The sequence below is a fragment of the Micromonospora sp. NPDC049559 genome (genome assembly GCF_040676675.1).
Taxonomy (GTDB): Bacteria; Actinomycetota; Actinomycetes; order Mycobacteriales; family Micromonosporaceae; genus JBFAPK01.
In genome coordinates, this window is the sequence record NZ_JBFAPK010000005.1 from 110,519 (window position 1) to 132,479 (window position 21,961).

Consider the following 21,961-nt stretch of genomic DNA (forward strand, 5'->3'; position numbering starts at 1 on the left):
AGGAGTGCCTCGGTGGTGCGTCGGGCGGAGCGCGGCCCGTCGGGACCCGCGGGGCCCGGACGCGTCCCGGGACCGGCGGTGGCGCCGGGCGCGCGACGCCGGTGGAGCTGACGATGCCAATAAAAATGGCCCTCGTGCGGATGCACGGGGCCAGCGCACTCTCGTTCGACGAGTGGTCGGAGAGAGTGCGCTCAGATAAGTACTCGGAGCGACCGGGTCGTGGACATGGGGCTAAGCCTGACGCATCTCACGCGATGAGTCAACTGATCCCACATCCTGGGCGGCCCGATCCGCGCCGGGCCGGTCGCCACCAGGCCGGTCCGCGCCAAGCCGGTCCACGCCGGGCCGCTCCTGCCGGTCGCGGTCGCCCCGGGCCGGTGACGGATGCCGGTCGCGGTCGCCCCGGGCGGCCGAGGTCGGCCCGGTGCCGGGCGTGGCGTCCGGTCGCGGCACCGGTACCGGGCGGGCGGCGGGCGAGCTGGCCGCCTCCAGCATCGCCTCCAGGTGCTCGGCCGGCACGCCCCAGCCGAAGAGCTGCCCCTGGCCGAAACGGCACCCGGCGTCGACCACCGCCGAAAGTTCGGTGGGGTTGGTCACCCCCTCGGCGATCACCTCCAGGCCGAGCTGGTGCCCGAGCCGCATCACCACGTCGACCATCGGCGCGAAGGGGCGCCCGTCCGGGGTGACGGCGGTGGCCGGCTCGGGCTCGGTCACCAGGCTGTGGTCGATCTTGAGAATGTCGATCGGTAGGCGGCGGAGCTGCCCGAGCGAGGAGTAGCCGGCGCCGAAGTCGTCCAGCGCGATCCGTACGCCCGTCATCCGCAGCGCGCCGAGCCGCCGGATCAGCTCGTCCAGGTCGGTGGCGACGGCGTGCTCGGTGACCTCCAGCACCAGCCGCTGCGGCGGTACGCGGTGGGCGCGCAGCGCCTCGGCGACCCGGTTGACGTACTCGGGCGCGTGCAGCTCGCGGGGCGAGACGTTGACCGAGACCCAGACGTCGTGCCCGTCGGCCAGCCAGCGGGAGAGCTGGTGGCACGCCTGGTGCAGCACCCAGGCGCCGAGTTCGGCGATCATGCCGCACTCCTCGGCGAGCGGGATGAACTCGTCCGGGCCCACGTTGCCCAGCTCGTGATGGTGCCAGCGCAGCAGCGCCTCCGCCCCGACCGGGCGTACCGAGGGCACCGCCACCACCGGCTGGAAGACCAGCCTCAGCTCGTCGCGCCCGATCGCCCCGCGCAGTTCGTGCTCCACCGTCGTACGCCGGCGCAGCAGCTGGTCGTAGGCGACGTCGTACCGTTCGACGCGGTTCTTCCCGCGCTGCTTGGCGTAGCGCAGGGCGAGGTCGGCGTGGCGCAGCAGCGACTCGACGTCCGGGCAGTCCGGATCGCCGGCGAGCCCGATGCTGACGGAGAGGAAGATCCGCCCCTCCGGGCGCTCGTACGGCCGGCCCAGCACCCCGAGCAGCCGCTCGGCGACCCGCTGCGCCTCCGGCGGTCGTCCCCACATCAGCACCGCGAACTCGTCCCCGCCCAGCCGGGCCGCCAGGTCGCCGGGGCGCAGGTTGCCGCGCAGCCGCTGCCCCACCTCGACCAGCACCGCGTCCCCGACGTCGTGCCCGCGCATGTCGTTGACGTGCTTGAACCCGTCCAGGTCCAGTCCGAGCAGCACGCAGGGGTTGTCCGGCCCGGCCTCGTTGTGCAGGACCCGCAGCAGCCCGCGCCGGTTGGCCAGCCCGGTCAGCGGATCGGTGTGGGCCAGCTCGCGGAAGTGCGCCTCGCGTTCGGCCAGCCGGCTCGCGTAGCCGCGCACGTCGCGCAGCGCGAAGTACTGGCCCGCGACCAGGGCGAAGCCCTCGACGCTGCCGGCGACGACGCCGGGCGCGGTGAAGACGCCGCCCCGGCCGAGGTGGTAGGCGGCGGAGACGACCATCGCCAGCATCGGCAGGAAGGCGTACCCGCTGGCCTGGCGGATGACGTCCCGCTCGGGCCCGCCCGTGGCGTCGGTGCGGCGGCTGGCGTACGCGACCAGCAGCAGGCCGGCCCCGAGCGTCGCGGCGCCGGCCATTGCCGGGACCGGGCCGGCCTGGCAGATGCCGGTGGCGAGCCCGAGCCCCCCGCCGGCCGTCACGCTGACACCGAGCCCGGCACCGGCGAGCCCGCGCCGCGGCCGGGCCGAGTACCCGCCGATCATGAAGGTGAGGCCGACGGCCGTGACCGCCGTCACGGCGGAGAGCATGATCGCGGCGCAGGACGCCGGGGTGGCCGCCCCCAGCAGCCGGGTCGGTTCGACCAGCAGTATCCAGCCGACGAACCAGAGCGCCGCCGCGACCACCAGGCCGTCCAGGACCAGCCGGAGCGCCGCCGCGCCGGTCTCCGCGACGCCGGGCAGCCGCAGCAGCCCCGCGCAGAGCAGCAGGCCGGCGACCGCCATCGGGACGGCGACCAGCGTGGCGAGCCCCGTGCGGTGCGACTGGTGCTCGTCCCAGTGGCCGGCGACGGCGATCATGCCGATCGCGCCGACGAGCAGGCCCGCGGTGGCCAGCCCCGCGCCGGCGGCCAGCAGCTGGTGCGCCTGGCGCCGGCGACCGCCGCGCTGCCGCGCCGAGACCACCAGAAGCGACAAACCGGACAGTGCGCCGGCAGCGCTCGCCGCCACGACCGCCACCGTGCCGGAGGGGATTTGCACGCATCAACTGTGCCGGATGCGTCCGCTCCGTGGGGTACTGGGTAGACAACTCTTTGGCGACATCGCCCCCCGCCGTCCGGCCCGCCGGCCCGCCCCAGCAGGCCATCCGCCGGTGCGGTCGGGCGCGGCGGGCGTACCGCCGCTCGGCGTGTCGGAGACCCGGCGTCGGACCGGGTGTGCGTCTCCCGGTCCCCGCGCCTGTGCGCCCCCGGTGGTCCCGGATCCCCCTGCGGCGTCCCGCGTGTCGGAACGGCCGGGCCTGGCGGCGGACGGCAGGCGGGCTGCGGTGCAACACTGGGCGGATGCCCGAACTGCGGTCAAAGACCTCAACCCACGGCCGGACGATGGCCGGCGCCCGGGCCCTGTGGCGGGCCACCGGGATGACCGACGGCGACTTCGGCAAGCCGATTGTCGCCATCGCCAACAGCTTCACCCAGTTCGTACCCGGTCACGTACACCTCAAGGACCTCGGCGGCCTGGTCGCCGACGCGGTGGCCGAGGCCGGCGGGGTCGGCCGCGAGTTCAACACCATCGCCGTCGACGACGGCATCGCCATGGGCCACGGCGGCATGCTCTACTCGCTGCCCAGCCGCGAGTTGATCGCCGACGCCGTCGAGTACATGGTCAACGCGCACTGCGCCGACGCGCTCGTCTGCATCTCGAACTGCGACAAGATCACGCCGGGCATGCTTCTCGCCGCGCTGCGGCTCAACATCCCGACCGTCTTCGTCTCCGGCGGCCCGATGGAGGCCGGCAAGACCGTGGCGATCGAGGGCATCGTCCACGACAAGATCGACCTGATCGACGCGATGATCGCCGCCTCGAACGACGCGGTGACCGACGCGCAGCTCGGCGACATCGAGCGCTCGGCCTGCCCGACCTGCGGCTCCTGCTCCGGCATGTTCACCGCCAACTCGATGAACTGCCTCACCGAGGCGATCGGGCTCGCGCTGCCGGGCAACGGCTCGACGCTGGCCACCCACGCCGCCCGCCGGTCGCTCTTCGTCGAGGCCGGGCGGACCGTCGTGGAGATCGCCAAGCGCTGGTACGACGGGGACGACGCCTCGGTCCTGCCCCGGTCGATCGCCTCCCGGGCCGCCTTCGAGAACGCCGTCGCGCTCGACGTGGCGATGGGCGGCTCGACCAACACCGTGCTGCACCTGCTCGCCGCCGCCCGCGAGGCGGAGCTGGACTTCGGCGTCAAGGACATCGACGAGATCTCCCGCCGGGTGCCCTGCCTGTCGAAGGTCGCGCCGAACTCGCCCAAGTACCACATGGAGGACGTGCACCGGGCCGGCGGCATCCCCGCGATCCTCGGCGAGCTGGACCGGGCCGGGCTGCTCAACCGGGACGTGCACGCGGTACACGCGCCCGACCTGGAGCAGTGGCTGGCCGACTGGGACATCCGCGGCGGCACGGCCCGACCCGAGGCGATCGAGCTGTTCCACGCGGCCCCCGGCGGGGTACGCACCACCGAGCCGTTCTCGACCGCCAACCGCTGGTCCAAACTGGACACGGACGCGGCCGAGGGTTGCATCCGCGACCTGGCGCACGCGTACACGGCCGACGGCGGGCTGGCCATCCTGCACGGCAACCTGGCCACCGACGGCGCCGTGGTGAAGACCGCCGGCGTGCCCGAGAACCGGCTCAGCTTCCGCGGCCCGGCCAAGGTCTTCGAGTCGCAGGAGGACGCGGTCGAGGCGATCCTCGCCAACAAGATCGTCCCCGGCGACGTGGTGGTGATCCGCTACGAGGGGCCGAAGGGCGGGCCCGGCATGCAGGAGATGCTCTACCCCACCTCCTTCCTGAAGGGGCGGGGCCTGGGCAAGGACTGCGCGCTGGTCACCGACGGCCGCTTCTCCGGCGGCTCGTCCGGCCTCTCGATCGGGCACGTCTCCCCCGAGGCGGCCGGCGGCGGGCTGATCGCCCTGGTCGAGGAGGGCGACGAGATCGTCATCGACATCCCGACCCGCTCGATCGAACTGGACGTACCGGCCGAGGTGCTGGACGCCCGCCGAATCGCGCAGGAGAAGCGGGACCGCCCGTACACGCCGGTGCACCGGGAGCGCCCGGTCTCCGCGGCGCTGCGCGCGTACGCCTCGATGGCGACCAGCGCCAGCGACGGCGCGTACCGCCGCGTCCCCGAGTAGCCTTCGGTCTTCTCGAAATGGGCCCCTCGTCGCCTCCGTGGTGACGAGGGGCCCTTCCGTATTCGCGTTCCCGAAGTCGAAACCATCCCGACGGCCACGGAAATCGTCGGGCGCTGTCGGATTCTGAACGGCCGACATCGCCGCCTCCCTCGACGGCGGTCCAGGGCCGTGCGACGTCCTGCCAGCCTGACGGGAATCGCGCCGTACCCGTCGCAGAACGCCAATCCCGATCGGGAGGAAGCAACGATGAGGGCTGCTCAGAAAACGCTTGCGGCGACCGTGGGCTGCGCGACGGTGCTGCTCGGGGCCGCGCCCGCAACCGGTGCTACCGGCACGACGGCGCTCACCGGACTGAGCCGGGTCAGCGTCTCCACGACCGTTGGAATCGGCAACAGAGATTCCAGCACGCCGGCCGTCAGCGCGAGCGGCCGCCACGTCGCCTTCGATTCCTGGGCCAGCAAGCTCGTGCGCATTAAGGCTCGGCCCGAGTTATAAGGCCGCCCCGCCCTCAGGGGCTGTTCTCCCTACTCTCGTCGCTTAGCTAGGCGATTGCCTAGCTAGTCATGACGGTAAATCGGGTGGGTTGGCCAAGCACGGCAGCCGCCCCGTCGAGGTCGGCAAGTCGGGCCGCGAGGGTGGCCCTGGCGAGCCGCTCCGGCAACGCCACACCGAACTTCAACCCAGCGAGCGCGCGGTTGTCCACCTCGGGGAGGGAGAGGCCGAGCGATGCGTCTTCGAGCACCGCGCGCCACTCGTCCGGTCGCAAATCCTCCCGAAGCCGGAGGGAGTAGTCGTCGAACCGGTAGGCAGGGTCGACAGCCCGATCGAGACTCGCGGCCAAGGTGGCGTTCGCCCGCAAGCCTGCCCAGGTCCACCAGTGCAGGTCGCCGTTGCGGCTCCGGACGATCAAGCTCCCGCCGGGATGCACCAGCGCCTCTCGGTCCTCACGAGCCTCCGCCAGCCGCGCTACTGCGCGGGTGGTGAGCCGTACGGGCGGGTCCGCGCCGAGCAGGACCTCACGCATCGCGCGGGCCAGTTCGTGCCCCCATCCCACCCATCCAGCAGATGTCCAGCGTGCCCGGCCTCCACCGTCGGCCGGCTCCACGAAGCAGCGGCGCCGCCGCCAGTCGACGTATGTCACCCGCCAGCTCCGGCCGCCCAGCAGCAGCCGCCGATCGCCGCGTACCTCCTCCGTCAACAGGCCGGGATCTACCCGCCCCAGTTCGGTACGTCCCTGCAGCACCGTGAACTCGGGCGGGCCGGTGAACACCGCGGTCAGCTCCATGAAATGGCGACGGCCGAACCGTCGCTCGGCCTCCGGCCCGATGAAGAGCAGGTCCTGGTCGCGGTCGAGAAAGCCATGCTCGACGAGATGCCGGAGAATGGGTTCCGCGCCGGCTCCGAAGGGTGCCAAGCCGTTCCACCACCGCGGCCAGAGCTGGTCGCCGACGCGATGCTCCTGGAGGCAGAGCGCGAGGAGTTGTTGCGCGACGATGTGCCGGGGCTCGGGCGGAGCCACGACCGGCTCGACCCAGCCCCGTCCCCAGAGCACCAGTAACGCCGCCGCCGCGACCAGTTCTGCTCCGCTGCGGCAGAGGAACAGGCAATTACGGACGCTTCCAGGTCGGCGACCGGTGCGACCAAAACGTTGCAAGAAGGAGGCGACCGTCGACGGCGAGTCGATCTGGATGACCCGGTCGAGGTCCCCTACGTCGATTCCGAGTTCCAGCGTGCTGGTGGAGACGATGACGCAGTCCCGTCCCTCCGCGAACGCCTGCTCGGATCGACGCCGCTCGTCAGCCGACAGGGAGGCATGGGAGAGGAATGTCGTGACCCCCTTTTCCCGCAGCAGTTGCCCGAGTTCTTCGACGGTCTGCCGAGACTCGCAGAACACCAGCCGTTTTTCACCGGCGTGCAGACCGGCCACCACGGTGGCGGCGTTGGCCAGTGAGCCGACGTAGTCCAGTTCGATCTCGCCTGGGGATGGACCTCCCGTGATCGGATGGTCGGTGTTTGGGGGTATACGGTCCGGCGCCACGACCCGAGCCGGCCGCGTTGCCGCACCCGAGCCCTGAAGCCAGGCCAACAACTGTTCGGGGTTTCCGACGGTCGCCGAGAGACCAACCCGTTGTACCGGACGGCCAGCCACCCGGGTCAGCCGTTCCAGCACGGCGAGCAGATGCCAGCCGCGGTCGTCGCCGGCGAACGCGTGTACCTCGTCGACCACCACGGCCCGCAGGTTCGCGAAGAAGTTCCGGTGGTCGACGTGCACGCTGACCAGCATCGACTCCAATGACTCGGGCGTGGTGAGGATGACGTCCGGTCGCTGCCAGAGCACCTTGCGCCGGGCCGACGTGTCGACGTCGCCGTGCCAGAGTGCGACCGTACGGCCCAGCCAGCCGGCGTACCGCTCCAGCCTCGGAAGCAGGTTGTTGAGCAGCGCCTTGAGCGGGCAGAGGTAGAGCATCGAGGGGCCGGTCCACCCGTTGCGCGACATGCGGGAGAGCAGCGGGAAGATGGCTGCTTCCGTCTTTCCTCCGGCGGTCGGTGCGATCAGCAGCGCGTCGTCGCCGGCGAGCAGCGGATCGATCGCGGCCCGTTGCAGCGGCCTCAGGTCCGCCCAGCCGAGGTCGTTGACGACGTGGTGCAGCACGACCGGATCGAGCGAGGACTCCTCGTTCACAGCGGTAGGTTGATGTCGTCGGCCGAGGCCGCGTTCCGCTCCACCTCGGTCAGCTCGTCAGCCCGCAGCGTCAACTGGTAGTGCTGGCGCGGATCCCAGTCGTCGAACTGGTCGACCCGGTCGAACACGTCGGCGACGAGCTTCTTGAGGTACACCCGGGGAGCCACCCCAACCTTGCCGCCCAGCCGGCCCGCCACCGCTCGTGCCAGCTCGCCGAGATAGTCGTCGTCCACGGCGGCGGTGACGCGGGGGCTGTCGTAGACGTCGCGTACCCGGGCTCCCAGTTCCACCAGCGCGTCCTCGGTGAAGCCGGGCAGCCGCAGTTGGGTGGCGCGGGGGTTGTCCCAGCGCGCTTCGGCGCCGAAGTCGGTGGCAAGCCGCTGCGCCAGAGGGCCGAGTCGCTGCACCCCCTGCGCCCCGTCGAAGAACGCCGGAGTACCGGTGATGAGGAGGAAAAGACCCGGGAAGCGTCCGGCGTAGATGTCGTCAACCAGCTGCCGCAATGCGTTGAGGGCCTTGTCCCGGGCGTCCGAACGGACCCGCTGAAGGGTCTCCACCTCGTCCAGGACCAGGAGCAGACCGGGGTGCCCGCTGTCGCGCAGCACGGTGAGCAGGCCCTGCAGGAAGCTGAGCGCACCGAAGTGGTCGAGCTCTCCCTTGACTCCCGCCGTACGCCGCGCCGAGGCGGCGACGTGCGGCTGCCCGCCCAGCCAGGCGGCGAGCCCGCCGGCCGTCACCTGGTCCCCCGCCGCGCTCGCCGTCCGGTAGCCACGCAGCGCGGCGGCAAAGCCGGGCGTGGTACGTGAGATGTCGGCCAGCCGCCGTTCGAGCAACTCGCCGACGGCCCGGTCGAGCCCGTCCTGGTCGTCCTCGGCCACGTCCCCACCGGCCAGCACGTCCTCTTCGAGCGCGAAGATCCAGCCGTCCAGGACCGGTCGGAGGGCGCTCGGCGCGAACTGCTCGGTGGCGAGTTGTTCGACCAGCCGGCGGTACACGGTCTCCATTCGGTGCAGCGGCGTTTCCAGCTCCGAGATCTGTACCTCGGAGACGGCGAAGCCCTTCCGCTTGGCCCGCTCGCCCAGCCAGCGCGTGAAGAAGGTCTTGCCGGCGCCGTACTCGCCGCGGACCGCCTTGAAGACGCTACCGCCGCCGGTCACGCGGTCGAGGTCGTCGTCGAGGGCCGCGGTGAACCGGTCCAGGCCGACGGCCAGTACGTCGAGTCCGTTGCTGGGTACAACTCCACGGCGTAGCGCGTCGACGATGTCCCGTCGCCGCCGGGCGCTCACGTCGATGGTCACGGCCACTCCAGCCCGAACTGCTCTGCCAGAAGCGGGATATCGAGTTTGGCGGTCCGCCCGTCAGCGTCCAGGGTGAGTACCGGGTAGCCCTCGACCTGCAGCAGCCGGCGCAGCGCGGTGAACGTGCCGGATATGCGGTGCGCAGGCACCCCGGCCCGCGTGGCGAGCGTGTCCAGGGTCGACCGGCCGTTGCCAGCGACGAGCGCGGCGAGCAGGGCGGCGACGCGTTCGTCCGGCAGGGGCGCGCGGGCGTCCCGACGTTCGGCGTAGACGGGGCTTGCCAGCAGCGCCTCCGTCAGCGACCGGACCGGGTCCGCCGAGATCGCCGGAGGCGGCGGCGGTACCGCCGGTGGCGCTGCGGCCGGCAGGTCGAACAGGCTTTCGTCCTGGGCGGGTGGCCGCTGGCGGCGGCCGGGACGGGGCGCTGGTAGGGCGGGCGCCTCATCGGACCCGGTCGGCGCGGACGCAGGCACCGCGTCGGTTGCCGTCAACGATTCTCGCCACCACTCAGGGCTGGCCACGGGCGCCCCGGACCATCCCGGCACCGCCGCCTCGTCCTGAGCCGCGAATACCAGTAGCGGGATGACCACCTCGGCGGGCGCGGCGCCGCCGTGATAGCCCGCCTTGCGTGGACCGTAGCGCAGTTCCTCCCGCCAGGGCAGGATCACCTTGCCCGCGCCGAGCGCCACCCGGCTGCCGGCAAACAGCAGTTCGCCCTCGCCCGCTGGGGTGGTAGCGGGTCGCCAGCGGTTCTCGCTGGAGTCCGACGCGCGCAGCACCGCCTCCGGTCCCCGGTCCACGACGTGTCCGTGGTCGGAGAGGAGCACCACGACCCGGTCCTGGGCCACGGCGAGCAGATTCCGCAGGCCGTTGATGGTCTCCCTGCTCCACTCGATGGTGCCGGGGTCGCTGCGGTCCAGCGCGTCGTCGATAGTGTTGATGACGGCCGCTACCACCGGTACACCCGGGTCGGCGATGGCGGCGGCGACCTCGGGGTCCACGGCGGCACCTGCGGGCGCCCGCAGGTCCGACTTGTGCAGCAGAACGCTGCCGGGGAAACGACCCCGGAAGGCTTTCAGTTCGTCGTTCCGGTCCCCGACGGCTATCTTCCCGCTGAACAGGCTGTACCGGCTGACGGACGTCACGGTCGGCAGCGCGGCGAGCACGCCGGTCCGTTGCCCGCCCTTCGGGGTCAGTTCGGTCCAGGCCCCGACGCGCGACAGCGAGTCGGCGACCTCGGTACCGGCCGCCGTGCTCATCCCGTCCAGGACCAGCAGCAGGATCCGCCGCTCGTTGTCGAGAATGGGCTGCACGACCCGGTCGAGAACGTCCTCCACCCGCAGTAGGCTGCCCGGTTCGCGTTCGGCGTGGGTGGTGTCCTGCAGCAGCTCCGCGAACTGCTCGTCATGCCGGGCCCGCCGGGCGTCCACCAGTGCGTGCAGCGACCGGTATGCCTGCGCCACCTGCTGGTCCGGGTCACCGGCGAAGACGTCGAGCCGAGCCCGGTCCACCCAGCCGTCGTCCCGCACCTGGCGGTGGAGCGCGTCCAGCAGCGTGACCGGCGCCGGGCCGTCCGGTACGGCGAGCCAGCGCAGCAGCCGGACCGCCATCCGCGCCGTCTCCACCCGGCTGCTGTCCGCCGAGCGGTGTTCCTCCACCTCGGCCAGCCGGTCCTGCGCAGCGGCGATCGGTGCGGCGGCGGGCTGGCCGGTACCGGTGAGCGGCAGCGCCAGCCGCACCGCGGCGGCGAAGGCGCGCATCCGCTGGGTGAACCCACTGGGCAGGACGGTGGAGGCCGCGAGCCGGTCGGCGATTTCGATCTCGGCGGCGATCTCCTCGGCCCGGTGCAGCATCCGGTACGCCTCGCGTCGCGAGGATTCGGCGTCCAGGGCGCGGTAGATCCAGGCTTCGGCGGCGTCGGCGAAGGACACGGCCTGCGCGGCGGTGAGCCGGGTGCCGCCGAACCGGGGTTCCAACCGGGTACGGGCGACGACGACCTCGACCTCCGCCGGCTTGTCCGTGCCCCGGGGCCAGAGGACCCCGGCGAGCAGCCCGATCGGGATGGCGTCGACCCCGTGCCCGGCCCGTACGGCGGCGAGAACGGGTACGGCGACCGGACCGGCGGCGTCGGCGACGAAGCCGGCGATGCCGTCGGCCCACTCCCGTGGCAGCTCGGCGAAGCGGAGCTGTGCCGGTGCGTCAGTGCTCCACTGCAACAGGCCGGCGCCGTCCAACTCGTCGGGGTCGAGGCCGAGCGCCGCCCCGGCGAGATGCCGCAGCGCGTGGTCGCGGGTGAGGATCGTGCCGGCCGGTGGTGGCCAACCGTCCACCGGAGCCAAATCGGTGAGCGCGTCGGCGACCCACCGTCCGGTGCGCACCAGCGTGGAGTCGAGCTGCGCCTGACCACCGAAGGTCTGCCGTACGAGGTCCCACGCGTCGACGCTGCGGACCTGCTGCCGGCTGGTGTGGGCGAGTAGGCCGTCGCCGAGTTCCACCTCGGTGAGGTCGGTCAGGAGCACCAGCTTCTCGCCGGCCGCCCGGTCGGCGAGGGCTGCGCGGGCAGCTATCGGCGTAGGGCAGGGCACGACGCGGACCGGGGTGCCACCGATCCGGAGCACCGGGTCGCCGGTCCACTCCGGCCGGGCACGCAAGGCGATCGCCTCCGCGTTGTCCCGCTCGGCGAGCCACGCCTCGACCTTGCGGCGCACGGCGGCGGGCCGTACGGCGGTCCGGGGCAGGTTCACGGCTGGCCGTCCCCGCCCCGGACCGTCCAGGTCACGGTGATCTGCCGACCGGGCCCGAGCGCGGCCCTGATCTGGTCGGTCAGCTTCCCGAGCCCGGCCGCGTCGCGGACGACCATCTGCCTGACCACCTCGGGCGGGACGATTTCCTCCACGTCGCGGTTCTCGGGCTTGCGCTTCTTCGGGTCATCGGGCGGAAGAGGCGGGGGCGGCGGGGGCAGTGGCCGCTTTTCCTCGGCCAGGATCGCGGCGGCTGCCGCGACCGCCTGCTGCAGGGCCGCCGCAAGATCACCGGCATGCTGCTCGTATCCCGCGACGGTGCGGAGCTGCGCGATGACGTTCCGGGCCCGCGGATCGGTCTCGGCCCGGTGCTCGACCGCCGCCAAGAGCGGCCACTGGGTGGCAGCGAGCGCGGCACGCAGCTTCCCTGCCTGCTTGAAGACCTGGCTGAGCGCCTGCCCATCGAGGTCCCCGAACTGCGCCGGTACGTTCGCGACGATGTTGACCAGTACGACGTCGTCTTGTTCCTGGGAGACCTGGGCGAGCAGGGCGGCGACGCGGCGGGCGGTGGCGAGCCGCCCGGTCGCGGCCTCGGCGTCCAGGCCGAGCACCGCGGCGTGTGCGGTCAACTCATCGACGAGTTGGCCGGCGCTGGTGGCGTAGTCCCGGGCGACCTTTCGCATCGTGCCGGCGAGGGTGCCGAGGTTGGCGGGGTTGCGGAAGAGCGGCAGCACCTCGCCGAAGAAGGGCTGGCCGAAGCGGACGGCCGCCTTCCAGCTCTCCTCGTCGGGCATCGGCGGGTGGCGCAGCTCGAACCGGTCTTCGACGCCGGTCACCAGCGCAACCTTGATCTTCCCGCCATTTTCGTACCAGCTCAACTGCTGTTCGAGCGCGAACACGGCGATGATGAGATTCTGCAGGTCGCGGTCGAAGCCGCGGGCCTTCGGCACGTCCAGTAGCCCGCGCAGCACGTGCACCGGGAAGTGGTCCCGGTAGTCCTGCTTGGCCGCCTCCTGCAGCAGGTGGCGGCTCCAGAAGCAGGTCGTCATGTCGAGCACGTACCGGTGGTCGATCAGCTCGCCGAGCTGCAGGTTGTTGCAGATCCGACGAAGGATCTTCTGGTCCGCCGGTGGCACGCTGACGCCGTGCGTCGGGTCGGCGGCTGCCTTCGTCGCGTAGTCGAGCACCTTGCCCAGTTCCGCCCGGGTCAGCGGCTTTTCGTCCACGGGCAGCGCTGGGGTGCCGGGGTACGACCAGTCGAGCAGCTCGCCGGTGAGGTTGCGGAAGGCGTCGGCGAGGGTGCCGCCGCGCGGGTCGCCGATCCGCAGCCCTTCCGCGAGTGTGTGGAGTACGCCGACCGGGTCGTCCTGCACGTCGGAGGGCTGCGGGTTGGCCGCCCCGTACGCCTGTTTGAGCGCCTGCACCAGCGCGTCGCGCAGCTGGCTCTGCCGCTGCTGGAGGTAGACCTTGCCCTGCTGCCGGTCGGCCTTGGGCCAGTCGGCGGCGAGCGTGTTGAGCCGCTCGCCCGCGCCGCCCACGCCGAGCAGGTAATTGATCTTCGCGAGCTGGGCGACGCGCCCCATCATGTCGTCGGTCAGGTAGAGCGGCAGCCAGAAGACGGTGTTGGAGCCGCGATCAAGTTCCTCGATCCGGGCCCGGTCGGCGCTGCGCGGGTAGTCCTGCGGGTCGAACGGGTAGTCGATGACGATCCGCCAGGACTCTCCGGGAGCGATCAGGGCGGCGACCGGCATGGTGTCGGGGTCGCGGACGTTGCCGAACTTCACCTGCACGACGTGCCGGCGACCTCGCCAGTCGCGCGGGTGCTGCAGTTCGCCGTGGCTGCCCTCGCCGCCCGCGAGCCCCATCTCCGCGATGATCAGCTCCCGGAGCAGTTGCTGCCGTACGCCGGCCGAGGTCTCACCGAGCGGCACGAGGTCGAGCAGCTTGTCGAAGTCGACGGTGTGCAGCTTGAGCGAGACGACCGGGTCGTGGTCGTCGGTCAGGTGCAGCTCACCGGCGTCCTGCTCGATCTTGCGGAGCCGGTTGAGCACCAGGGTGTTCTCGTAGCCGGGGATCGGCGAGGCGATCGAACCGAAGTTCAGCGCGTGCAGCTTCGCGGCGGTCAGGTTGTGCAGCGCCGGCACCTCGGGCACCAGGGCGCCGAGCAGGATGGTCTTGACCAGCTTGTCGTCGAGCTGGAACTGGGTGTGTCCGGTCGCCCGGTCCTCGTCGATGCCGTTGAGCGCGAGCAGGATCGGTCGCAGCTTGCGCAGGTAGAGCGTGCGGGCCGCCTCGAACTGCTGGCGCAGCTTGGGGCGGTCGGGCAGTTCGCCGTGCAAGACCAGCGGGTCGAAGAGGGCGGCGACGCCGATCAGGTCGTTGACCTTCAGGGTGTCCCGCCGGTCGACCAGCAGTTCGGTCATCACCTTCAGCGCGGTGCGTTCCCGTTGCAGCGCCTGCGAGAGCGCAACGAGGGTCGCCACCAGCGCGGGCGAGAACGGATAGAGCTGCCGGAACGAGGTGGCGTCGGAACCGATGCCGGCGTCGCCGTACTGTGCGCCGAGCAGCAGCGTGTCCCAGACCTCGCGGTTGTGCCGTACGGCGGCGAAGGCATTGTCGATGACCGCCCGGGCCGCGTCGTCGTTCGGCTTGAGCAGCCGCTTCTCGGTGATCTCGGGCAGGTTCGTGTCGGCCAGCACGATCTGGCCGAACCGCCCCTGGGCGCTGCGCATCACATCCGCCAGCGCCTCCCGCTCGGTACCGCCGACCTGCGGGCCGAGGAACTCCTCCAGGTTGCGTTGCCGCGCCACGAACGACACCAGCGGCAGCGGCCGGGCCTCGTCGGCCGACTCGATCAGCTTGTTGAGCTTGGCGCCCTCGGTGTTGACGAAGGTGTGGTCGGCGATCCGCCCGGAGAGCCAGAGGATCAGCTCGTCGAGGAAGAGCACGATGGCGTCGTACCCGAGGCTCTTGGCGTGCCGGGTGATGACGGCGAGGCCGGTGTCCAGGTCAAGGTATTCGCCGCTGTGCACCGCGCCCCGGAAGAACGCGGCGGTCAGCGCGCTGACCAGCGTGTCGCGGTCCTTGGTGCCGGGCGGCTGCGCGGCTGCCTCGGCGTACCGCTGCGCGGTCCAGCCCTCGGCCTGGGCCCGCAGCGCGGCGAGCCCGCCCCCGACCGCGCCAGGCGCGGTGCCGCCGTCGCGCAGCGCGGCGAAGAACTTGTCGTCGCCGAGGGTGCGCCGCAGGTCGGCCGCGTTCTCCAGCAGGGCGTCCGACCGGTGTACGGCGGGTACGGGCGCCTCGGGGTGCGCCGCGGTGACCTGGCGCAGGTAGCCCTCCAGGATTGCCTGCTCGACCGAGCGGGCGTCGAGCATGTGCAGCGTGAGGGTGAGGAACTTCCGCTCCGGCAGCCACGGGTCGGCGGCGACGACCGGACCGGCGAGCCCGGGGATCTTCCGGGCGTCCGGGTTGTGCCGCAGGATCTCCCGCAGCACGGCCATGAAGTGCGACTTGCCGGAGCCGAACGAGCCGTGCAGGAACATCGCCTGGGAGCGTGCGGTGGTGACGGCGTGCCCGATCCGCTGTAGCGCGGTGGCGAAGTTGTCCCGGAGCTGATCGGTGACGACGTACCGGTCCAGGTCGGCTCCTTCGGCCGCCTTGACCACGAAATCGCCCTCGCCGACCGAGGTCGGGATATCGATCAATTCGCGCAGCAGCGTCACGCCGTGTCCTCCCCAGGCTTCCCAGCGTGCCCACGCTACCCATCGAGGCGGCGATGCGGTATCCGGATTGGACGGTTCCATTTCGCCCTGGCGGCTTTGCCGCACTGGCCGGCGAACCGTCCGGCATCGGCTGAACGTCGGAGTTCCCGCAGGCCGTCATCGTTCTTCCGGCAGGCCCAGATTTTCCGGCAAGCCAAGGGCGCGCAGGGCGGCGGGCAGGTCGACGGCCTCGGCGAGCGGGCGTACGCCGCCGTCGCCGCCCGTGACGCGGACGGCACAGCGGTTCCGGGCGAACCAAACCGTGACGGTCTGGCCGGCGTGCCGGGCGGCGAGCCGCTCCAGCGCCGGCACCGGGTCGACGCCGAGCGGTGCGGCGGGCGCGGCCGGCACGGGGACGGCATGCTCCGGTTCGGCCGGTACCGTCCCGGCGAGCGCGCCGTCGAGATACTCCAGGAAGTAGGCGACGGCCGCCGCCACGCCCGGGCAGTGCGGAGCGTCGGGCCGCTCGGGTTCGGCGTCCCGGGGCAGCAGGTCGACCGACCAGCGCACCCCGTCGAGGCGTACCGGGTCGCCGGCGTTCCGGCGCAGGTCGCAGACGCTGACCAGCAGGGCCAGGTCCAGCCCGAGGACGAGCCGGACCAGCTCCGCCAGCGGCGGCACCTCGGGCGGGTCGGCCACCACCAGCAGCCGGGCGGCGGGCAGACCACGACCGGCCGAGCGGACGTACTCGCCGACCGGGTCGGCGCCGCGCCAGGGCAGGGTGACGTGCCCGTCCCGCAGGTCCGGCCCGATCTCGTGGCCGCCGTCGGCCTCGGTCAGCTCCTCCGGGCGTACGCCGAGCACGGCCGCCCAGGAGCCGAGCCGGTACCGCTGCGGCAGCCGGACCACCGGCTGCCCGCCGGGGTGGGTGGCGACCAGCGGGGCGACCTCCGCCGTGCCGGCCCGCCAGGTCAGGTGCAGCACCCGGTGCCGCAGGTCCGTCATGGTCACCACGACCGCCTGGTGCAGCCGGTGGCTTCCGCCGCAGGTCGGGCAGGGCAGCGACGAGGTACGCATGCCGGCCCCGCCGCAGTCGGCGCACGCGGGGTCGGGGGCGGCGCGACCGGCCAGGCAGGAGCAGGTGCGCAGCCGGCTGCCGGGCCGGCAGTCCGGGCAGGGGCGCGACGGGATCGGCTCGCCGAGCCAGCCCGGCGCGGGCGGCTCCGCGCCCCGGCGCAGCGGCACCCGCTCGCGGCGGACGATCTGGCCGGTCGGCTGCTCGACCAGCGTCTCGATCGGATCGCCGGGGCGCAGGCTGGTGTGCCACCAGCGGCCGTCGCGCCAGATCGCCTGCGCGCCGGGCAGCTCCGCGCCGCTGAGCCGATCGACGCAGTCGGCGAGGACGCGGCGTTCGATCTGGTCGGCGTCGACCGCCGGGACCGCGAACCAGCCGGTAGCCGGGCCGGCGCCCAGGGCCGGGCCGGGCGGCGCGAGCCGGTGAGCGGGCGCGGTCAGCCCGCGGGCGCCGAGCCCGTCGAGGGCCTCGGCCACGTCGGTGGCGGCCAGCGCCGCCGGCAGCCGCGCGGCCCAGGCTCGGGTCTTCGCGGGTACGGGGCCGCCGGGCACCTCGTACCGGACGTCCCAGCCGAGCGTGCCGTACTCCCGGCGTGCCTCCACCACCAGGTCCAGCAGGAGCAGCTGGGCGACGTGGCAGAGCCGGGCCAGCCGGGCGTCCGGGTCGGGCGCGGGCGGCGCGGTGGAGCGGCCGATCAGGACGCGCCACGGGTCGCGGTCCTCCGCGACGATGGCGAGGGCCTCCAGCTCGTACCGGCGCGCCTCGGGCAGGTCGGGGCGCCAGGCGCGGGGTAGCCGCAGGGTCAGCGGCTCGGGGGTCACGGCGGCGCCGACGGTGGCGGCGAGTTCGCGTACCCGGGGAGTCAGCTCCACCACCCAGCGGCCCGACGGGTCCGGGCGGGGGTCGAGCGCACCGGGCACGACCTGCGCGGACGCGACCGCGCCGGTGTCGGCGTTGGCCACGGTCAGCACGAGCTGCGCGCGGCGCCGGCCGCGCCGGTGGCAGCGTACGCACTCGGTCGCGACGGTGCCGGCGCCCCGGCAGACCTCGCACTCCCGGTACGCCTCGCGGCGCCCGGCCAGGTCGCGATCCGCCTCGTCCACGAGGAACCGGTCTCCGCCCTCCGTGCAGCGGCACGGCCGCAGGCGGAAGCTCAGCTCCTCGCAGTCCGGACAGGTGATCGTCATCGGCGCGGTCGCCACCGGGGCGGTCGACGCGGGCTCGCCGGTCGACGCAGGCTCGCCGGTCATCGGGGCAGCCTCGACGAGGCGAACGGCCGCGCGGCGGTCGCGTCGGCGGCGGTGAAGGGCAGGTGTGCCACGTACCGGGGGCTCATCGCTCGCCCACCCCCGGGGTACCGGAATTCGCGCGCACGACAGCATCGCTCCTTTCTCGAATCTGATCTCGCGAAGCGATCTCGGGAATTGATCTCGCGGCGGTATTTGATTGCCGTGGAAGTTGCACGGGCATCGCGCCTTGTCGGTGCCATCTTGTATGGTCAGGGGCACCCTGGCAATAAAAGTGAGCGCGAACGGAACCTGTTTCGGGGCCGGTGTTTCCGGGTTCCATCGCGGTCGGCGGAATGTTAAAAAATTCGACGGGGAGGGGTGGTTCCGGAATGGCGGAAGATCTGGGTTCGACCGTGCCACGGCGGCAACTCGGCCGGACCCTGCGCCAGTTGCGCATCGAGGCGGGGGTGACGCTGGACGCGGCGGCCGAGGTGCTGGAGTGCAGCCGGCAGAAGGTCTGGCGGATCGAGAGTGGACTCGGCGCGGTGCGCGCCGTGGATGTACGCGCCATGTGCGAGCTGTACGGCGCGACGCCCAAACTGACCAGCGCCCTGCTCGGGCTCGCCACCGCCACGAAGGACAAGGGCTGGTGGCACGCGTACGGCGACGCCATCCCCGAGTGGTTCGAGCTGTACGTCAGCCTCGAATCCGCCGCCCGCCGCCTGCGGTTCTTCAACGAGTCGACGATCCCTGGGATGTTGCAGGTTCGCCGTTACGCCCTCGCGGCTTTCGAACACCGGCCGGAGGTGCCCCTCGATGAGCGGGATCGCCTCGTGGAGGTCCGGTTGCAGCGACAGGCGCTGCTGGACCGTCGACTTCCGCCGGCCCCACGACTGGAGGTCATCCTCTCCGAGGCCGCGCTACTCCGAACCGTCGGCGACCACCAAACGATGGCCGAGCAGTTGCGCCACCTGCTAACCATTGGCGCGCGGGACAGGGTGGTGGTCCGCGTGCTCCCGTTCGCCGCCGGGTTGCATCGCGGGTACGAGGCGGGCACCTTCGTCATGCTCGAATTCCCGGCCGGCAATCGGTCGACCCCGGAGCCACCCGTGGTCTACACCGAATCGTGGACCGGCGCGCTCTACCTGGACCGGCCGGAGGAGTTCGCGGCCTACGAGAAGGTCTGGGCGAGCCTCGATGAACTGGCGCTGGATGAGGAACAATCGAGGTTGCTGATCAACAAGATCCTTGGAGAGGTTCATCATGGTTGATCTGACCGAGGCGCGCTGGCACAAGAGCACCCGCAGCGGCACGAACGGCGGCGAGTGCGTCGAGGTGGCCGACAACCTGCCGGGCGTGGTCGCCGTACGCGACAGCAAGGACCCGGCCGGACCGGCCCTCACCTTCACCTCCACCGCCTGGGCCGCCTTCATCGACGCGACCCGAACCGCCCGCTGACGACGTACCCGAAAGCCAACGGTGCCCCCGGCGAACCCGCCGGGGCACTGGTTCTTCTGCCCGTGGCGAATAGGACCCACTCGACGCCGCGCGGCTTGGCAGGCTGGGTCCATGGGTCCGGACGGATTCGAGGATCGGCAGCGCCAGCTCACCGACCTGTACGCGGCCTTCAACCGGCGAGACGTGCCGGCGCTGCTCGCGGCCATGACGCCCGATGTCGCCTGGCCGAACGGCTGGGAGGGTGGCACCGTGCACGGCCGCGACGCGGTGCGCGAGTACTGGACGCGCCAATGGGCCCAGATCGATCCGACGGTCGAGCCGGTCGGCTTCGCGCGAGAGGACGACGGGCGCGTCGCCGTCACCGTGCACCAGGTGGTACGCGACCTGGCCGGCGCCATCGTCGCGGAGGGAACAGTCACCCACGTGTGCCGCTTCGCCGGTGACCTCGTCTCGGAGATGGAAATCCGCCAGTGAGGCGGGCGGCCGAGTTCGTACCGGTCGCATAGGGTTGAATCGATGACACCCTCAGTTAATCGGCGCAGCCGCGGATTGACGCGGAAGCCATGACCATCGAGGCCGTGAAGGCGACGATCCGGCAGGGCATCCAGGCCGCCCACGAGGCCGAACAGACGATCAAGCGCACCAACGCCAGCCTCAACGACGGCAGGTCACTCGCCCTGGCCACCCTGCATGACAGCGAACACGACGAGGTACGCCAGGCCCGCGCCAAACTCAAGGAAGCCGCCGACGAGATCGAGCTGGTGCTGCGCCGACTCGCGTCAGCCAAGGCACACGCCCACGCCTACCTCGGAACGCTCGGATGAGCCAAATCGAGGAGATTGTCGCCCAGCTTCGCAGTGCCACCGAGACACTCGACGCGGCCAGCGTCACCGCGCTACGGGCCGAGGCCGACGCCCGGCAGGCGCAGGCACGCTTCGACGAGGCCGGTACCGGCAGCGGCCACCGGGACATCACAGCGGCCTTCACCGAAAGCCGTACCGCCGCCGAGAAGGCAGCCAAGGTCGGCCGCCTCATCGCCGAAGCCACCCGACACATCGCCACCTACGCCAACACCATCAACCCCGGCTCGATGCCCGGCGGCCAAGCCAGCGAACTCGCCACCCCCTCCGGCGAGCAACTGTTGACGGAGGCGGTGCAACGAGAGTCGGCCCGAAGGAACGTCGGTTCCTTCCTCGGCACACTGACGCGCAAGGTCGAGGACGTCCAGGACCACACCCAGAAGACCGTGGCCGCGATCAGGAAGGCGACCGAGTTCATCCGAGGCCCGGACGGGCCGTCGGGTTCGGTTAAGGCTGGCACCACGACCCCGACAGTCGGCACGCCAGCCGGGCAGAGCCCTAAAATCGATGCACCCGAGGCCGCCGGTCACCTCGTCGTTGTCGGCCTCGTCGCCGGCGTAGCGATTCACCGTTCATACCAGTCGATCCGCAGAGGAATGTCGAGGTTACGGAAACGTGAGCGTACGGACTGAGCTGAGCGACCTGATCCGGGCGATGGCCCGGCGTGACTGGGGCACGGTGGACAGGCTGGTGGACGCGTGGGAGAAGGCGGGGTGGACCGGCGGCGTTCAGATGATCGGTGCGGCTTTCGCCATCCTGGTCAATCGGCGCTTTTCCGCCGGCCACACCCCCACCGATGTCGCCCGCTTCGTAACCGAGACCCGGGCCCAGTTCCCCGGGGCAGACGAGCTACCAACGTTGGAGATGGAAGGGCTGGTACGCGCCGCCCTGGGTGAGCCGGACCTTGCGGAAAGCATCAACCTCGAAAATGCGCTCCAAATTCAGATCGTCGTACTCGGCAAGCTGTTGCAGGACGAGGAGCTGACCGAGCCGCAGCTCGAAGAGTTCATCGGCGAGGTGGAACGCACGGCCGCGGAGTACATGTAGCGACGGCAGCCACGACCTGTTCGCCGGCGTCACTTGAGTTGGAGGGCGACCTCACGCGTTATCGCTGGCGGTCATGGCCGAATCTGCTGCCTTGGTGGAGCTGAGAACCGCCTCGCGTAGCGGGTGCAGGAAGGGGGCCTGCTGCCACCCGCTGGGGCCGTACCGGCAGTAGGCATACAGAACGGCGTGGCACCACGCAGACGGGCCCGACAGCCGCAGCGGTTCGACGCCAGCGAAGGTCAGGATGCACGCCGGACCATCGATGACGTACTCCAAGGCGGCCTCATGGTCGAACGCCAGCCACCGGCCGTCGATACAGCACCACGTCGTCAGCGGCGTCACCACAACCCGGGCGTACGCGAACTCGCGCCATTGCGGCCGTGCCAGGTTCGCGGCTCGGGTCTTCGCGATGCTGTTGCCGATGACATTGCCAATCAGCGCGCCGGTGACGACCGCAGGAGATCCATAGGCGTAGGTCCAGCTCTGCCCGTAGGTAACCGTGGTGCCGTAGAAGCGGGAGTAAAGCAGCGGAGCATCCATATGGATCGCGCCCGGTCCGAGGAATCCGGGCGCGATTACGGACGGCGGCCCCTCACCCCTGGCGAGTCGCTGGTACAGGTGGATCGCTTCCTGCCAGCCCTGCCGCAGTGCCACGTCGGACTGGCGCGGTTGGGCTGCACGACGTGGCGGCAGCAGCCGACCCAGCCCGAACGCGAACGCGTAGGCAAGGAGCGCCCATGGGCCGGTGAGGCCGACCACGACGACGCATATCCACCGACCGCACGCGAAGCGGTGTCTCGCCCGCCCGTCAACGATCCCGAGGACGAAACCCACGACGCCGGTCACCAACGCGATGGCGTAGAGGGCGATAACGATGGCGCCCGTCAACATGGTGGCCCCGTAACACGGTCCGGCCACACCGTCGACCCTGCCGGTTGACGCGGGACCATACTTGCCGACGCACGACTCGTAGCTCGCGTACACGGGAAGGTAGAAGACCACCAACACCGGCACCACGAGCATCCCGACGGCCG

15 protein-coding genes are annotated in these 21,961 nt (G+C 71.6%); 7 read left to right on the forward strand and 8 right to left on the reverse strand.

All coding sequences use genetic code 11. The features are described from left to right. Positions 1-231 precede the first annotated feature (231 nt). The gene (locus AB0J86_RS09430) at positions 232-2,685 is read right to left on the reverse strand and encodes a bifunctional diguanylate cyclase/phosphodiesterase (protein WP_363855034.1); all 2,454 of its coding nucleotides are present in this window, start codon (positions 2,683-2,685) and stop codon (positions 232-234) included. Positions 2,686-2,987: 302 nt separating this feature from the next. Here AB0J86_RS09430 and ilvD point away from each other — a divergent pair, with 302 nt between their 5' ends. Beyond that, complete coding sequence (ilvD, locus tag AB0J86_RS09435) at positions 2,988-4,835, forward strand: dihydroxy-acid dehydratase (RefSeq protein ID WP_363855036.1); 1,848 nt, start codon at positions 2,988-2,990, stop codon at positions 4,833-4,835. A gap of 257 nt (positions 4,836-5,092) precedes the next feature. On the opposite strand, the gene AB0J86_RS09440 is transcribed toward ilvD, so the two are convergent. From AB0J86_RS09440 to AB0J86_RS09465, 6 genes are all read right to left on the reverse strand, one after another. Then, positions 5,093-5,308, reverse strand: coding sequence for a hypothetical protein (locus AB0J86_RS09440; RefSeq protein WP_363855039.1), 216 nt, complete (start codon positions 5,306-5,308; stop codon positions 5,093-5,095). Between the two features lie 80 nt (positions 5,309-5,388). Then, positions 5,389-7,518 (reverse strand): DEAD/DEAH box helicase, encoded by a 2,130-nt coding sequence (locus AB0J86_RS09445; RefSeq protein ID WP_363855041.1) that lies wholly within the window; start codon positions 7,516-7,518, stop codon positions 5,389-5,391. Continuing rightward, positions 7,515-8,816 (reverse strand): BREX system ATP-binding protein BrxD, encoded by a 1,302-nt coding sequence (brxD, locus tag AB0J86_RS09450; protein WP_363855043.1) that lies wholly within the window; start codon positions 8,814-8,816, stop codon positions 7,515-7,517. The genes AB0J86_RS09445 and brxD overlap by 4 nt, the downstream gene beginning before the upstream one ends. Next, a complete protein-coding gene (pglZ, locus tag AB0J86_RS09455) occupies positions 8,813-11,560 on the reverse strand; it encodes a BREX-2 system phosphatase PglZ (protein ID WP_363855046.1) in 2,748 nt (915 codons plus the stop codon). The genes brxD and pglZ overlap by 4 nt, the downstream gene beginning before the upstream one ends. Continuing rightward, positions 11,557-15,279, reverse strand: a complete 3,723-nt coding sequence (locus tag AB0J86_RS09460) for a phage resistance protein (protein ID WP_363855049.1) — start codon at positions 15,277-15,279, stop codon at positions 11,557-11,559. Before AB0J86_RS09460 ends, pglZ begins: the two co-directional genes overlap by 4 nt. A gap of 156 nt (positions 15,280-15,435) precedes the next feature. Further along, positions 15,436-17,583 carry a hypothetical protein gene (locus AB0J86_RS09465; protein WP_363855052.1) on the reverse strand — a complete coding sequence of 716 codons (2,148 nt, stop codon included), beginning with the start codon at positions 17,581-17,583 and terminating at the stop codon, positions 15,436-15,438. Positions 17,584-17,951: 368 nt separating this feature from the next. Here AB0J86_RS09465 and AB0J86_RS09470 point away from each other — a divergent pair, with 368 nt between their 5' ends. From AB0J86_RS09470 to AB0J86_RS09495, 6 genes are all read left to right on the forward strand, one after another. Then, positions 17,952-18,833: a helix-turn-helix transcriptional regulator gene (locus tag AB0J86_RS09470; RefSeq protein ID WP_363855055.1), complete on the forward strand. Its 882-nt coding sequence runs from the start codon at positions 17,952-17,954 to the stop codon at positions 18,831-18,833. Further along, complete coding sequence (locus tag AB0J86_RS09475; RefSeq protein WP_363855058.1) at positions 18,826-19,020, forward strand: DUF397 domain-containing protein; 195 nt, start codon at positions 18,826-18,828, stop codon at positions 19,018-19,020. Before AB0J86_RS09470 ends, AB0J86_RS09475 begins: the two co-directional genes overlap by 8 nt. 111 nt (positions 19,021-19,131) lie before the next feature. Continuing rightward, entirely contained in the window at positions 19,132-19,494 is a 363-nt protein-coding gene (locus tag AB0J86_RS09480) for a nuclear transport factor 2 family protein (RefSeq protein WP_363855061.1), read from the forward strand. An 89-nt stretch (positions 19,495-19,583) separates the two neighbouring features. Then, positions 19,584-19,844 (forward strand): hypothetical protein, encoded by a 261-nt coding sequence (locus AB0J86_RS09485; protein WP_363855065.1) that lies wholly within the window; start codon positions 19,584-19,586, stop codon positions 19,842-19,844. Further along, positions 19,841-20,512, forward strand: coding sequence for a hypothetical protein (locus tag AB0J86_RS09490; protein ID WP_363855068.1), 672 nt, complete (start codon positions 19,841-19,843; stop codon positions 20,510-20,512). The genes AB0J86_RS09485 and AB0J86_RS09490 overlap by 4 nt, the downstream gene beginning before the upstream one ends. Then, positions 20,496-20,927, forward strand: a complete 432-nt coding sequence (locus AB0J86_RS09495) for a hypothetical protein (protein ID WP_363855071.1) — start codon at positions 20,496-20,498, stop codon at positions 20,925-20,927. Before AB0J86_RS09490 ends, AB0J86_RS09495 begins: the two co-directional genes overlap by 17 nt. 51 nt (positions 20,928-20,978) lie before the next feature. Here the strand turns inward: AB0J86_RS09495 and AB0J86_RS09500 are convergent, their stop codons facing one another. After that, positions 20,979-21,950: a hypothetical protein gene (locus AB0J86_RS09500; RefSeq protein WP_363855074.1), complete on the reverse strand. Its 972-nt coding sequence runs from the start codon at positions 21,948-21,950 to the stop codon at positions 20,979-20,981. Positions 21,951-21,961 lie beyond the last annotated feature (11 nt).